Source organism: Vibrio sp. 10N.237.312.B06 (assembly GCF_041464685.1).
GTDB classification, from domain to species: domain Bacteria; phylum Pseudomonadota; class Gammaproteobacteria; order Enterobacterales; family Vibrionaceae; genus Vibrio; species Vibrio tasmaniensis_A.
Genome location: NZ_JBFSPI010000010.1, coordinates 11,884 through 26,957, shown reverse-complemented (window position 1 = coordinate 26,957; position 15,074 = coordinate 11,884). Strand labels below are relative to the sequence as shown.

The following is a 15,074-nucleotide window of genomic DNA, read 5'->3' as shown; positions in this document are numbered from 1 at the left end:
AAATTTCACTTTTTCCCTAAGTTTTGAAAAATTTACTTCTCCCGCATTTTTAAACCTAATAATTGCAAACTTAGAATGCTTTATTTGACTAGATACAGCACTTTTCGCTAGATTGTGTACTTAACAAGGAACAATGGATGTAATTTTTTTACGAGGCAGGATGACAATGAACGAGAAATACGCCGCTCTCAAGAGTAACGTAAGCATGCTGGGACGCTTGCTAGGTAACACAATCCAAGATGCACATGGTGACGTTATCTTAGAGAAAGTGGAGACTATCCGTAAACTTTCCAAATCCGCCCGCGCAGGCAACAAAGCTGACCGTGACAGCCTAGTTGAAGAAATCAAAAACCTGCCGAACGAACAACTCACTCCTGTTGCTCGTGCATTTAACCAATTTCTCAACCTCACCAACATGGCAGAGCAATACCATACGATCTCTCGCCACTGTGAGGAGCATGTTTGTGAACCAGATGTGCTGCAATCTCTATTTTCCAAATTAAATCAGAATGACATCAGCAAGCTAGACGCAGCTCAAGCCGTTCGCGACCTGAACATTGAACTCGTTCTGACTGCACACCCAACAGAAATCACTCGTCGCACCATGATCAACAAGCTGGTTAAGATCAACGAGTGTCTGTCTAAATTAGAATTAAGCGACCTATCACACAAAGAGCGTGCCAAGACAGAACGCCGCCTAGAGCAACTTATTGCTCAAGGTTGGCACTCTGATGTGATTCGTCAGCAGCGCCCAACGCCACTTGATGAAGCTAAGTGGGGCTTTGCGGTTGTCGAAAACTCACTTTGGGAAGCTGTGCCTGATTTCCTACGTGAAATGGATGGTCGATTAAAAGGTTACCTTGGTGAAGGCCTGCCAATTGATGCGCGCCCTGTTCATTTCTCATCTTGGATGGGTGGTGACCGCGATGGTAACCCATTCGTAACGCACACCATCACTAAAGAAGTACTGCGTCTATCTCGCTGGAAAGCCGCTGATCTATACCTAGGTGACGTGAACGAGTTGATTACCGAACTGTCGATGACCAAGTGTAATGATGCCGTTCGTGAATTGGCTGGCGATGAGCACGAAGCTTACCGTGCAATCCTGAAGAGCCTACGTACTCTGCTCAACAACACGCTAGAAGTGCTTGATGCAAAACTGCACGACGCAGAAGTACCGAAGAAAGAAACTCTACAGAACATAGACCAACTTTGGACACCACTTTACGCATGTTACCAATCACTGCACGAATGTGGCATGGGCGTAATCGCGGACGGTTCTCTACTTGATACCCTGCGCCGCCTAAAAGCATTCGGCGTGCATTTGGTTCGTCTCGATGTTCGTCAAGAAAGTACTCGTCACTCAGATGTGCTATCTGAATTGACTCGCTACCTAGGCATTGGTGATTACGACCAATGGAGCGAGCAAGATAAGGTTGCTTTCTTAACCAATGAACTAAGCTCAAAGCGCCCACTGTTACCACGCGACTGGGAGCCATCTGAGCAGGTCAAAGAGGTTTTAGACACCTGTAAGGTCGTTGCTGCTCAACCTCGTGAAGCCTTTGGTGCTTACGTGATCTCTATGGCTCGTACTGCCTCGGATGTATTGGCTGTACATTTGCTTCTACAAGAATGTGGTTGCCCGTACCGCATGGACGTATGTCCATTGTTCGAAACGCTAGACGACTTGAACAACTCAGAAGCCGTAATGAAACAGCTAATGAGTATCGATTTATACCGTGGCTTTATCCAGAACCACCAAATGGTGATGATCGGATATTCTGACTCAGCTAAAGATGCCGGTGTAATGTCTGCAGGCTGGGCGCAATACGATGCAATGGACAAGCTAGTTAAGGCTTGTGAAGAAGAAGGCATTGAACTGACTCTATTCCACGGTCGTGGTGGTACGGTTGGTCGTGGTGGTGCGCCAGCGCACGCAGCTCTTCTTTCTCAGCCACCTAAAAGCTTGAAAGGCGGCTTACGTGTAACTGAACAAGGCGAAATGATTCGCTTTAAACTTGGCTTGCCAGATGTTGCAGTTAATAGCTTCAACCTATACGCAAGTGCGATTCTAGAAGCGAACCTTCTGCCACCACCAGAGCCAAAACAAGAATGGCGCGACCTAATGGAAGTGCTGTCTGAAGTATCTTGCGAAGCTTACCGCAACGTCGTTCGTGGTGAAGAGAAGTTTGTTCCTTACTTCCGCCAAGCGACGCCAGAGCTAGAGTTAGGCAAATTACCTCTTGGTTCTCGTCCTGCGAAACGTAACCCGAACGGCGGCGTAGAAAGCTTACGTGCGATTCCATGGATCTTCTCATGGAGCCAAAACCGTTTGGTACTTCCTGCATGGTTAGGCGCTGGTGAAGCGATTCAATACTCTGTCGATCAAGGCCATCAAGCGCTACTTGAAGAGATGTGTCGTGAATGGCCATTCTTCTCGACTCGTCTAGGTATGTTGGAAATGGTGTACTCGAAGTGCAACATGGAAATCGCTAAGTACTACGACCAGCGACTTGTTGACGAAGAGCTATTACCTCTGGGTGAGTTACTGCGTGAACAGCTGCAAAAAGACATCAAAGCGGTGCTAAATGTAGAAAATAACGAGAACTTGATGCAAAGCGACCCTTGGGGACTTGAGTCAATTCGTCTGCGTAACATCTATGTTGAGCCACTAAACATGCTTCAAGCGGAACTGCTTTACCGTACTCGTAAGTGTGAAACACCACCAGCAGAGCTAGAAGAAGCGCTAATGGTGACGATTGCAGGTATTGCAGCAGGTATGCGAAACACTGGTTAATTAGTGATTCCATCTACAAAACAAACAAAAGGTCGCCATTGGCGGCCTTTTTATTTTGCCAAATTACCACTATTGAGTATTTTGTCAGTTTTTTGGGTTATTTTGCCCATGTATTCTACTTTATGCTTATTATTTAGATATACTACTGCTCCGCTGCAGAAACACTCCAAAATAATAATCTGCGGCACTCGACCAATAAACTGGTCAACCTAGGTGATAAACGGCTTTGTAAGGTGACATAACCAACGATTGAGTTGGTGCTACTTGAACATAACCAATATAACGTGCCATAGAAGCACACTTGTTGTTCAAGTATTTGTTTACTGTTTACCATTTGGATTTCAGACATGTCATTACCACACGTAATTTTAACCGTTTTAAGTACACGCGATGCTACTGGTTACGATATCACAAAAGAATTCTCCGCAAGCATTGGTTACTTCTGGAAAGCTAGCCACCAACAAGTTTACCGCGAGCTAAATAAAATGGCTCAGAACGACCAGGTAACTTGCGTACTTGAGCCTCAAGAAGGCAAACCTGATCGTAAAGTTTACTCTATCACCGATGCTGGCCGTGGCGCGCTAGGTGAATGGTTTGAACAACCAACTGCACACCCAACCGTTCGTGACGAGTTCTCAGCTAAGTTAATCGCTTGTGCTGTACAACCTTCTGATGCGTACCGTGTACAACTTGCTGAACTAGTAGAAGAGTCTCGCAAACTGGTTTCTCACTACAAAGAAATCGAAGCGGCTTACTACGCAACGCCATCTACACTAGACAAGCAAGCACGCCTAGAGCGTCTAACGCTTCGTCGTAACCTACTGATCCGTGAAGCATGGATTGTATGGGCTGACGAAGTACTGCTTGAACTTGGCGCTCTTGCTTAAGTTAAGCTAGAAACTAGAAACTAGAAACTAGAAAAGTAAAAGGCTTGAACTCTTAGAGTCCAAGCCTTTTTAGTATCTATAGGATTTGAAATGTTACTACCAGAAGCTTTTACAAGCGCTTGGGCTTTACTTACAGCGCAGCAACCTGTGGGCGAACACCTAGCGTATGGCAAAGTGCATAAGTCATTTCTGCACGGTTTAGCGTGTAAAAGTGGAAATCTTTCACACCTTCACGGCTTAGCGTACGAACCATATCGATCGCTTGGCTAGCACCGACTAACTGACGAGTTGTTGGATCATCATCCAAGCCTTCGAACTGCTTCGCCATCCAACCTGGTACTTTTACGTTATTCATCGCAGCAAAACGAGACGCTTGCTTGAAGTTAGAAACCGGCAAGATACCCGGCACAATCTCTACGTCAACGCCAGCCGCCACACAACGGTCACGAAAACGTAAGTAGCTTTCGACATCGAAGAAGAACTGAGTGATTGCACGGTTTGCACCCGCATCCACTTTACGCTTTAGGTTAATAAGATCAGATTGAGCGCTTTTTGCTTCAGGGTGAACCTCAGGGAATGCCGCTACTGATATATCAAAGTCGTGACGAGATTTAAGCAGCTCGACTAAATCAGACGCATACATATCTGGCGCACCACCGCCTGCTGGAATATCACCGCGCAACGCAACAATACTTTCAATGCCATTTGCCCAGTAATCGTCGGCAATTTGAATCAGCTCTTCGCGGCTAGCATCAATACACGTTAAGTGTGGTGCAGCAACTAAGCCTGTTTGGTTCTTAATTTCTTTAATGATTGAGTGGGTACGATCACGCTCACCCGAGTTTGCACCATAGGTTACTGATACAAATTTAGGTTGAAGTGTTTTAAGACGGTGAACAGAATTCCACAGGGTCTCTTCCATCTTCTCACTGCTTGGTGGGAAAAATTCAAATGACACATTGATGTTGTCAGAAAGCTCTGCAATATTCTGATTTAAAGCGTCGATATGACTTGCGTGTGTGTATCCCATCTTACTCTCCCTGTGGCAAAAGCAACCACTAAATAATCTCAAATCCCTAGCGACGTTTAGACGTCTATATGTCTCCAGAATGAATTGAATACGATTTAATGTCAACAGATCCATTATGAATTTTTTTCAAGTAGATAGTGAGAAAAGCTCAAGCCGATAGGTGGGTCGCAAAGAAGAAATAATGTAGAAAAAAGGCTGAAAACACATCGTGCTTTCAGCCTTATTTATCTTAGTGGATAGTATGCTATTTACGCATTTAAACAATTAATCTGAGTATTAAAGCAATTGATCTGACTATTAAGCCAATCGCTCTAAGTATTAAACCAACCGCTCTAAGTATTAAAACAGGCTAGACATTCTGTTTAAATCAGACTGAATTGCACCAGCTGTCACTTCACGACCAGCACCTGGGCCACGAATAACCAATGGATTATCTTTGTACCATTTGCTCTCAATCGCAAAGATGTTGTCGCAAGGCAGTAAGTTCGCCAGAGCGTGTTCTTTAGATAACGCTTCAACGCCTACCGTTGCCTTACCATTCTTCTCTAAACGCGCTACGTAACGAAGAACCTTCTGTTGAGACTGCGCTTTCTCTAAACGCTCGGCCAACTCTTCACTCAGTACAGAAGCTTTATCAAAGAAGTCATCCACTGACAGATCTTGTAATTCTTCAGGTACCAATGATTCTACTTTGACGTTTTTAGGCTCAATATCTAAACCCGATTCACGCGCCAGAATCACTAGCTTACGCATCACGTCAGAGCCATCGAGGTCAGCACGAGGATCCGGTTCCGTCAGGCCTTGTTGCCACGCTAAATCAACCAACTCGCTGAATGACACCGTGCCATCAAACTGTTGGAATAACCAAGATAGAGTGCCCGAGAATATACCTGACAGAGCAATAATATCGTCACCGCTTTCGCGCAGGTCACGTACCGTGTGGTTAATCGGTAAGCCGGCACCCACTGTCGCATTGTACAGCCAATGACGGCTGATCTTAGCGAAAGCATCTTGTACCTGATGGTAATACTCGCTTGATGCAGAGCCTGCCACCTTGTTAGCTGAGATCAGGTGGATACCTTGTTGTGCAATTTGCAGGTACTTTGCTGCAAGCAGAGGGCTTGCGGTGACATCGAGTACTACAGCTTCATCGTAACCCTGAATAGAACCCAAACGCTCTAACCAGTCGTTACCATTGTTGGCAATCGCTTCGTCATCAAAGCGTTTACCAACTGAAGTCGCATCAATGCCTTGATCGTCGAACCAATAAGTTTGGCTATCAACAACCGCAACCAATTCAAAGTTCATCCCACGGCGCTTTTCAAGTTCAGCCTTTTGTTCAGCAAACAAGCTTAACCAACTTGAACCAATGTTGCCCTTACCACACAAGGCAATCGCAACACGCTTTTGCGCTTGGAACAGTTGAGAGTGAATGCCTTTCACTAGGCTTGATGTTTCACTCTTACGAATCACAGCCACCAAGCTTAAGCCAGAGTTCGCTTCTGAAATGAACTCAACCGGCGAGCTCTTAAGCTGCTGGTAGAAACCGTAGCAATGGTTCGGGTTCTTAGTCACACCAGCACCCACTGCTGCAATTAGAGAGAAACCTTCTTTGAGCTTAATTTCCGCTTCAATCGCGTGATCTTGTAGATATTCTAAAGCGCCACCAGCGATCTCTTCTGTATAAGCAAGGCGCAAACAGTGCTGATCGGGTTCAAGCTCATAAGCAAGCGGCTCAAGTTGAGCGCGCTTAAGCCCTTCCAGTACTTCACTTTCTAGACGGTCAAAATCATGACCGTGACCAAAAGTCAGCTGCACGATCAGAACTTCATCCAGAGAGGTAATGATTTTTGCGCCACGACCCGATGCCAGTACACGCTCTATCTGTGTAGAGCCAGCCTCCGGCTGGTAGCTGCAGCGCAAGCTGAGATCCATAGCACTTTGAGCCACAGGCTGTAGCGTTCGGCTATGGAGCACTGGAGCCGCCAGACGAGCGAGTTCACTCGCTTCATCAAGGCGAAGCAGAGGCAGTAAACACGCATCCGAAACCAAACGAGGGTCAGCGCTGTATACGCCCGCCACGTCACTCCAAATCGTCACACGTTCAACTTCAGCCAAGGCGCCAATCACAGTTGCTGAGTAATCCGAGCCGTTACGACCTAGCAGTACCGTTTCGCCTTCGCAGTTCTGAGCCATAAAGCCCGTAATCACCACTCGGCAATGCGTATGCTGAGCCAAAACTTCTTTAATCAGAGGATAAGAACGCGCGCGATCCACTTCGGGTTGAGCACCCGCTTCTGCACGTAAAAAGGCACGCGCATCTTGAGCAACTGCTTGTAAGTCATGCTGGCATAACAACGTCGCCAACAAACGTGAAGACCAAACCTCACCATGACCCAGTACTTGTGCTTTTTGTGCTTCACTCAAGGGAGCCGTTAGCTCACCCAAAGCGGTAAATTCTTGTTGGATGGTTGCCGTTAGTTGCGAGGCGGCTTCACCTTCAAGCAGAGCCTCAATCAGTTCAAGTTGAAACTGACGAAGGGTTTGCAGGCATTCATGAGCAATACGACCATCTTTGTCGAGCGCTTCAACAAACTCAATTAAGCGGTTGGTTGTTTTGCCTGCGGCCGATACCACCACCAAGTCCGTCGCTGATGAATATTCTCTAAGAATGTTGACCACGCGTTGGTAACACTCAGGGTTCGCTAAACTGCTGCCACCAAATTTATGTAGCTGGCGAAAGGTTGCCATTATTAAACCTCCCCTTCAGCAATAAAGCGTTGTGTTTTTTCAAACGCTTGCTTGAGATCGTCGATTAGGTCTTCCGCATCTTCAAGGCCAACAGAAAGGCGCAGTAATTGTTGAGAAACACCCGCTTCTGCCAATGCTTCTTCGCCCATCGCACGGTGAGTCATAGACGCAGGGTGACAAATCAGGCTTTCAACACCACCCAGTGATTCAGCCAAAGAAAATAACTCTAACTTATCTACAAAATATTTAAGTGCTTCAAAAGAGCCCGCAAACTCAAAGCTCAACATGGAACCAAAGCCCAACTGCTGTTTCTTCGCGATCTCATGACCAGGGTGTTCAGGAAGGCTTGGGTGGTAAATAGTGCCCACCAGATCTTGTTGTTGCAGCGCCGTCAGAATTTCACGTGAGCTCTCTTCGTGAACACGCATACGCGCACCTAGCGTACGAATACCACGTAGAGTCATGTAACTATCAAATGGTGTGCCGGTCGCACCAATACAGTTGCCCCACCATGCTAGCTCTTCAGCGTGCTCTTCAGTTTTAGTGACCACAACGCCACCAATAACATCCGAGTGTCCGTTGATGTATTTGGTGGTTGAGTGGATAACAAAATCAGCACCCAGCTCTAAAGGCTTTTGGAACACAGGCGTCAAAAACGTGTTATCGACAGCAACCAGAGCACCAACCTCTTTCGCTTTACGGCAAGTCTCTGCAATATCAACCACACGAACCAACGGGTTCGATGGCGTTTCGATTAAGATCAACTTTGGCTTGAGCGCGATCGCCGTATCCAACGCTGCTTGATCCGATTGATCAACGAACAAGACTTTGAAGTCACCTTTTAACGAGCGGGTATTAAACAGGCGGTAAGTACCACCGTAGCAGTCGTGTGGTGCGATAATAAGATCATCACCGCCTAAGAAAGCGGATACCCACAAGTTAAGTGCCGAAGTGCCGCAGTTAGTCACCACAGCACCTTTGCCAGACTCAAGCTCAAACAATGCCGTTTCTAATAAACCACGGTTTGGGTTACCAGAACGGGTGTAATCGTACTTTGGCACTTCACCAAAAGCGGGAAACCCATAGTTAGTCGAAAGATAAATGGGTGGGACAACGGCATGGTGTTGCGTGTCTGACTCGATACCAGTACGTACTGCGATTGTTGCTGGCTTCCGGCTGCTCATAGGTGCTTCCTTACAAGTTTTGCGTCTGAGAATCACAGCGGCTTGTCGGCATTCTGCGGCTGTGTTAGATATATGTTATTCACTTTACTTTCATAAATGTGAGACGTCAACACTTCTGGACGTCTATATGTCTTTGCTTATGGCAGTAAATCCCGCTAAAATCACCACTATTAATTTATTCTAACAACTAAAGTGATGAAGGTACGCAATGGCCGACTGGAATGGTGAATACATAAGCCCATATGCTGAGCATGGAAAGAAAAGCGAACAAGTAAAAAAAATTACAGTTTCTATCCCTCTAAAAGTGTTAAAGGTTCTTACTGACGAGCGCACTCGCCGCCAGATTAATAACCTACGCCATGCAACAAACAGTGAGCTACTGTGCGAAGCCTTTCTACATGCGTACACAGGCCAACCACTGCCAACGGATGAAGATCTCCGTAAAGACCGTCCAGACGACATCCCGACTGAAGTGAAAAAGCTGATGACAGAGATGGGTATCGAATTCGAAGCGTTTGACGAAGAATAAAAACAACTCAGTCACTGCCTTCAATATTGATTCGCTATAGCTGAACCTTATTTGTCACATCACCCACTACGTTATCGGTAGCTGCTCTGTGAATGATAGACATAAAAAAAACCGACTCCTATGAGTCGGTTTTTTATTATTCTTTTTTGCTCAATAGAGCAACAGCTATTAAGCTATTAAGCTATTAAATTATTAAGGCATTAAAGCCATATAGTTAGCTGGCATCTCAATACGAGCTACGCCAGATTCAACGGCCGCTACTGCAACCGCTTTTGCTACGCGAGGAAGTAGACGTGGGTCCATTGGCTTAGGAATGATGTAGCCTTTACCAAACTCCAGTGCAGTCTCACCTGCAGCAGCGAGTACTTCAGCCGGAACTTCTTCTTTCGCTAGTTCACGAATCGCTTTAACCGCAGCCAGCTTCATCTCATCATTGATTTCGCTCGCACGCACATCAAGCGCACCACGGAAAATGAATGGGAAACAAAGTACGTTGTTTACTTGGTTCGGGTAATCGCTACGGCCTGTACCCATGATAAGGTCAGAACGAACTTCATGAGCAAGCGCTGGCTTGATCTCTGGATCTGGGTTTGAACATGCAAACACAACAGGCTTATCAGCCATCAGCGTGAGTGCTTTAGCTGGTAGCAGGTTAGGACCCGATACGCCCAAGAACAGGTCAGCGCCTTCAATAACATCTTCAAGCGTGCGCTTGTCCGTATTATTTGCGAATAGCGCTTTGTATTCATTCAAGTCTTCACGACGAGTGTGGATCACACCTTTACGGTCAAGCATGTAGATCTTCTCACGCTGAGCGCCACACTTAATCAGCAGTTCCATACAAGCAACCGCCGCTGCGCCAGCACCCAAGCAAACGATCTTACACTCTTCAAGCTTCTTACCTTGAAGCTCAATCGCGTTCAGCATACCTGCAGCCGTTACAATCGCTGTACCGTGTTGGTCATCGTGGAAAACAGGGACATCACAACGCTCAATCAGGCGACGCTCAATCTCAAAACAGTCAGGTGCTTTGATGTCTTCTAGGTTAATACCGCCGAATGTATCTGCGATATTCGCAACCGTATCAACGAACTCATCGATTGTGCGGTGTTTCACTTCAATATCGATAGAATCTAAACCAGCAAAACGCTTAAACAGTAGCGCTTTACCTTCCATAACAGGTTTAGAAGCAATAGGGCCAAGGTTACCTAGGCCAAGAATCGCTGTACCGTTAGAGATAACTGCAACCATGTTGCCTTTACCTGTGTACTTATAAACGTTATCAACGTTCTGTGCGATCTCGCGAACAGGCTCAGCCACGCCTGGGCTGTATGCAAGTGCTAAGTCTTCTGCAGAGTTTGCAGGCTTCGTCAGTTCTACGGCAATTTTGCCTGGAATTGGGAACTCATGGTAATCAAGAGCTTGCTGACGGAATTGTTCTTGAGGCGATAACGCTTGAGAGGATTGATCTTGGCGGCTGTCTTCAGACATAGGTGTAGGTTCCTAGGATATTATTATTTGGGGGATCTTGTTCATGTTAATAGATGTACTTCAAAGTTCCTAGGTGGTTAAAGCCTCTGTCTCATTAAAAAACGAGATTTCACTACTAATAAGACCAGTGAGCAGTTGAAATTACTGTCGCTTGTTGAACTTTCGAGCGGATTTCAAGAATGGAGTGTGGGGGGTAAGTTATGAAACAAAACTCAAGCGGGTTGCCTGTCGTTTTCGAGAAGTTGATGGCTGAATAAGATTCAGCGTTTTCTTAAATTTCAGGCAACAAAAAAGGACACCGAAGTGTCCTTTTTATGTCTAAATAGCGAGAATTACTTCTTGCTAGAAAGAGCACCGAAACGCTTGTTGAAGCGATCAACACGGCCGCCAGTATCTACGATACGTTGCTTACCAGTGTAGAATGGGTGACATTTGTCACATACGTCTAGGTGGATAGATTCTTTTGCAAGCGTTGAGTTGAACTCAAATGTGTTGCCGCAAGAACAAGTTGCAGAAACTGCTTTGTATTCTGGGTGGATACCAGTTTTCATGGGATAACCTCAAGTAGGCCGTGTCGCTATACGATTCTAAGCCGTACACCACACGTAGTTAAAAAATAAAATAAAGACACCGCTGCATCACTAAACTGCGATAAAGCCATACCTTTAAGGCGCAGTATAGTAATGAATCTATAAGGCAGGATCAACTGATTTGATACATTTTTCACCAATAGCCTCTTTTATTTCCTTTGTCGGCCTAAGATTTCGGGCTCTCGTTATCTTCCTGCGTTAACTCGATACTCTCATCCAAACTGCTCCTCGAATTTAACGCCCTTATCCATTAGACTGTTCGCTCTCGTCAACTCAGATAAAGCTGTCCCTTTATGCGTCCAATGATTGCCCGCGTGGCACTGCCTGTTCCACTAGACAAGCAGTTCGATTACAAGATTCCTAACCACCTATTCCCGATTATTGGTGGACGAGTATCTGTGCCTTTTGGACGACAAACCTTAACTGGTATTGTTACAGCTCTGGTTAACGAATCTGAATTCGATCTAGACAAGCTCAAGCCTATTAAAGCCTTATTAGACAACCAACCCGTTTGGCCAGAATCGGTCTACTCACTCTTGGTATGGTGCAGCCATTTCTATCAGTATCCACTGGGTGAAACCTTGGCTAATGCTCTTCCAAGCGCTTTACGAAAAGGCAAAGCGGCCGACTTCGCAACGCTTGTCGAGTGGCAATTGACCCCGTCAGGCAAAGATCAACTGATGCAAGGATTTGGTCGTGCGGTTAAGCAAGCCAAAGTGATGCACATGCTTGAGCACGGCCCTGTTCCTCATCAAGAATTCATTGATGAGGAAGTCGGGAGCGCGGTGCTTAAGACGTTGGAAGAGAAAGGTTGGATTGAGTCGGTAGAGAAAAAGCCAAAGCGCCAACCGTGGCCAGTGGAACTTGAAAACGAACAAGACAAGCCGAAGCTCAATGCTGAACAAGCGATCGCGATTGCGACAGTAAATAGCCAAACCGATTTTAGTTGCTTCTTGCTAGAGGGGGTTACCGGCTCAGGTAAGACCGAAGTCTACCTGAATATGATCAAGCCGATTCTCGACCAAGGTAAACAAGCGTTAGTCTTGGTACCGGAAATAGGCCTCACTCCACAAACGATTAATCGCTTTAAGCGTCGTTTTAATGTGCCTGTTGAGGTGATTCATTCTGGATTAAACGATTCTGAACGACTGAATGCTTGGTTATCAGCGCGAGACAAAATAGCGGGCATTGTGATTGGTACGCGCTCGGCTCTGTTCACTCCCTTCGCGGATCTGGGAATTATCATTGTCGATGAAGAGCACGACGCCTCTTATAAGCAGCAAGATAGCCTACGCTACCACGCTCGTGATGTAGCGATCATGCGTGCTCATAAAGCACAGATCCCGGTTGTGTTAGGCTCGGCGACTCCGGCCTTTGAGACGCTGCACAACGCACAGATCGGTAAATACAGTTACCTCACCCTGACCTCACGCGCGGGTGTCGCACTGCCGACCACCAATAAGGTGTTGGATGTGAAGGGTGAATATCTAGAAAGTGGCTTGTCTGCGTCGTTGATTGCTGAAATGCAAAGACACCTCAAAGCAGGCAACCAAGTGATGTTGTTTCTCAACCGTCGTGGGTTCTCTCCCGCATTGATGTGTCACGATTGTGGTTGGACAGCCGAATGTAAGCGTTGTGATGCCTACTACACCTATCACCAATACAGTAATGAAATGCGCTGCCACCATTGTGGTTCGCAACAGCATATCGTGCACAATTGCCAAGGCTGTGGTTCAGCGAACTTAGTGACGGTGGGTGTAGGTACCGAACAGTTAGAGGCTCAACTTGGTCAGCTATTCCCTGAATACAAAACCATTCGTATTGACCGAGACAGCACCCGCCGCAAAGGCAGCTTAGAAAGTGCGCTCGAGTCGATTCGTAAAGGTGAATACCAAATTCTTATCGGTACACAGATGCTTGCTAAAGGTCACCACTTTCCTGACGTGACACTTGTGGCGTTATTGGATGTTGACGCCTCTTTATATAGTAGTGACTTCCGCGCCTCTGAACGGTTGGCTCAACTGTTTACTCAAGTCGCCGGTCGAGCAGGACGAGCCAGTAAGCCGGGGGAAGTTATCTTACAAACTCACCATCCAGAACACGGCTTATTACAGGCATTACTGCACAAAAACTACAACCACTTTGCTCAAACTGCATTGGCAGAGCGTAAACAAGCGATGTTGCCACCTTATACCTTCATGACTTTGTTTAGAGCGGAAGCCAATGACACTCGCTTAGTGGAAGAGTTTTTGCGTCAAGTGCGCCACACATTGGAATCGCATCCGTTATTTGACCAATATTGCATGGTGCTAGGACCAACCCCTGCACCACTAGCCAAACGAGCAGGTAAATCGCGCTGGCAGCTTATTTTACAAACACAGACTCGCTCGTTGATGCAAAAGCTATTAATGAGCGCCAAGCCAGCAATCAATATGTTACCCGCTGCGAAAAAAGTCCGTTGGTCACTCGATATTGAGCCGCAAGATCTGAGCTAAACCCACTTGGGTTAAAACTAATGATAAGTTTGTTCACAAATATTTCATATTTCTCGTGAGCAACTTCACACTAGTCATGTGATTTTTGTTAATCTAGCCGTAACTTTACATGGGTGAAACGAATAAAATATTGCAATAAAAAAAGTGTTAGCAACACTTTCACAATATCTATTCGATTACATTTATTATTCATGCCTTAGATACTTAGGCAGCAAAGGAATTAAAAAGAGGGTTTAATTTATGGCGACAATGAAGGATGTTGCCCAGCTAGCAGGCGTTTCAACAGCCACGGTATCACGTGCATTGATGAACCCTGAAAAAGTCTCGGTTTCTACTCGTAAGCGAGTGGAGACAGCAGTACTTGAAGCTGGATACTCACCCAATACATTAGCTAGAAACTTACGTCGCAACGAATCAAAAACCATCATCACTATTGTTCCTGATATCTGTGACCCGTATTTCGCAGAGATCATTCGTGGTATCGAAGATGCCGCAGTAGAAAATGACTACCTCGTTTTACTGGGTGATAGCGGCCAACAGAAGAAGCGTGAGTCTTCATTTGTTAACTTAGTATTCACCAAACAAGCTGACGGCATGCTACTACTTGGCACCGACCACCCGTTTGATGTCAGTAAGCCTGAACAAAAAAATTTACCGCCGATGGTGATGGCGTGTGAGTTTGCCCCAGAGCTTGAACTCCCTACCGTACACATCGATAACCTGACCTCAGCATTTGAAGCGGTGAATTACCTAGCTCAATTAGGCCATAAACGTATTGCTCAAATCTCCGGTCCTGTATCGGCAACCCTGTGTAAATTCCGCCAACAAGGTTACCAACAAGCGCTACGTCGTGCAGGGGTATCAATGAATCCTGCCTACAGCACTGTCGGTGACTTTACCTTTGAAGCGGGCGCTCAAGCTGTTCGTCAATTACTCGCTCTTCCTGAACAACCTACAGCGATCTTCTGTCATAACGATGCGATGGCCATCGGTGCAATTCAAGAAGCGAAAAAATTAGGCTTACGCGTTCCTCAAGACCTATCGATTGTCGGCTTTGATGACATCCAATTCGCTCAATACTGCGATCCACCGCTAACCACTATTTCTCAGCCTCGTTATGAGATTGGACGCCAAGCAATGTTGATGATGCTCGACGTACTTAAAGGCAACGATGTACAAGCGGGCTCGCGTCTGCTTGAAGCCAAATTAGTCGTTCGAGGTAGTACAGCGCCGCCTCGAATCTAATCTGAAGAAATATCCTTATAATTCTGCGGCACATTTTGATGTGCCGCTTCCATTTCTGCACTGTTATCCTCGCTC

Annotated in this window: 10 protein-coding genes; 5 read left to right on the top strand and 5 right to left on the bottom strand. The window is 46.1% G+C overall.

The features are described from left to right. Nucleotides 1-160 precede the first annotated feature (160 nt). The gene (gene ppc / locus AB6C75_RS04455; RefSeq protein ID WP_017096539.1) at nt 161-2,797 is read left to right on the top strand and encodes a phosphoenolpyruvate carboxylase; all 2,637 of its coding nucleotides are present in this window, start codon (nt 161-163) and stop codon (nt 2,795-2,797) included. 347 nt (nt 2,798-3,144) lie between these two features. Beyond that, a complete protein-coding gene (locus AB6C75_RS04450; protein WP_009848889.1) occupies nt 3,145-3,684 on the top strand; it encodes a PadR family transcriptional regulator in 540 nt (179 codons plus the stop codon). Between the two features lie 130 nt (nt 3,685-3,814). Here the strand turns inward: AB6C75_RS04450 and metF are convergent, their stop codons facing one another. The 3 genes from metF to AB6C75_RS04435 form a co-directional block, all read right to left on the bottom strand. Then, entirely contained in the window at nt 3,815-4,714 is a 900-nt protein-coding gene (gene metF / locus AB6C75_RS04445; RefSeq protein WP_009848888.1) for a methylenetetrahydrofolate reductase, read from the bottom strand. Nucleotides 4,715-5,053: 339 nt separating this feature from the next. After that, entirely contained in the window at nt 5,054-7,465 is a 2,412-nt protein-coding gene (locus AB6C75_RS04440) for a bifunctional aspartate kinase/homoserine dehydrogenase II (protein ID WP_372107051.1), read from the bottom strand. A 2-nt stretch (nt 7,466-7,467) separates the two neighbouring features. Further along, on the bottom strand, nt 7,468-8,649 hold the full coding sequence (locus AB6C75_RS04435) for an O-succinylhomoserine (thiol)-lyase (RefSeq protein WP_102500990.1): 1,182 nt from the start codon (nt 8,647-8,649) through the stop codon (nt 7,468-7,470). A 208-nt stretch (nt 8,650-8,857) separates the two neighbouring features. Here AB6C75_RS04435 and metJ point away from each other — a divergent pair, with 208 nt between their 5' ends. Next, entirely contained in the window at nt 8,858-9,178 is a 321-nt protein-coding gene (gene metJ, locus AB6C75_RS04430) for a met regulon transcriptional regulator MetJ (RefSeq protein WP_004729686.1), read from the top strand. Between the two features lie 192 nt (nt 9,179-9,370). Here the strand turns inward: metJ and AB6C75_RS04425 are convergent, their stop codons facing one another. Continuing rightward, complete coding sequence (locus tag AB6C75_RS04425; protein ID WP_372107048.1) at nt 9,371-10,669, bottom strand: malic enzyme-like NAD(P)-binding protein; 1,299 nt, start codon at nt 10,667-10,669, stop codon at nt 9,371-9,373. A gap of 332 nt (nt 10,670-11,001) precedes the next feature. Beyond that, a complete protein-coding gene (gene rpmE / locus AB6C75_RS04420) occupies nt 11,002-11,220 on the bottom strand; it encodes a 50S ribosomal protein L31 (RefSeq protein WP_004729688.1) in 219 nt (72 codons plus the stop codon). A 332-nt stretch (nt 11,221-11,552) separates the two neighbouring features. Between rpmE and priA the strand changes: the two genes are divergently transcribed. Beyond that, the gene (gene priA / locus AB6C75_RS04415) at nt 11,553-13,754 is read left to right on the top strand and encodes a primosomal protein N' (RefSeq protein WP_372107046.1); all 2,202 of its coding nucleotides are present in this window, start codon (nt 11,553-11,555) and stop codon (nt 13,752-13,754) included. A 240-nt stretch (nt 13,755-13,994) separates the two neighbouring features. After that, nucleotides 13,995-14,999, top strand: a complete 1,005-nt coding sequence (gene cytR / locus AB6C75_RS04410; RefSeq protein WP_372087466.1) for a DNA-binding transcriptional regulator CytR — start codon at nt 13,995-13,997, stop codon at nt 14,997-14,999. Nucleotides 15,000-15,074 lie beyond the last annotated feature (75 nt).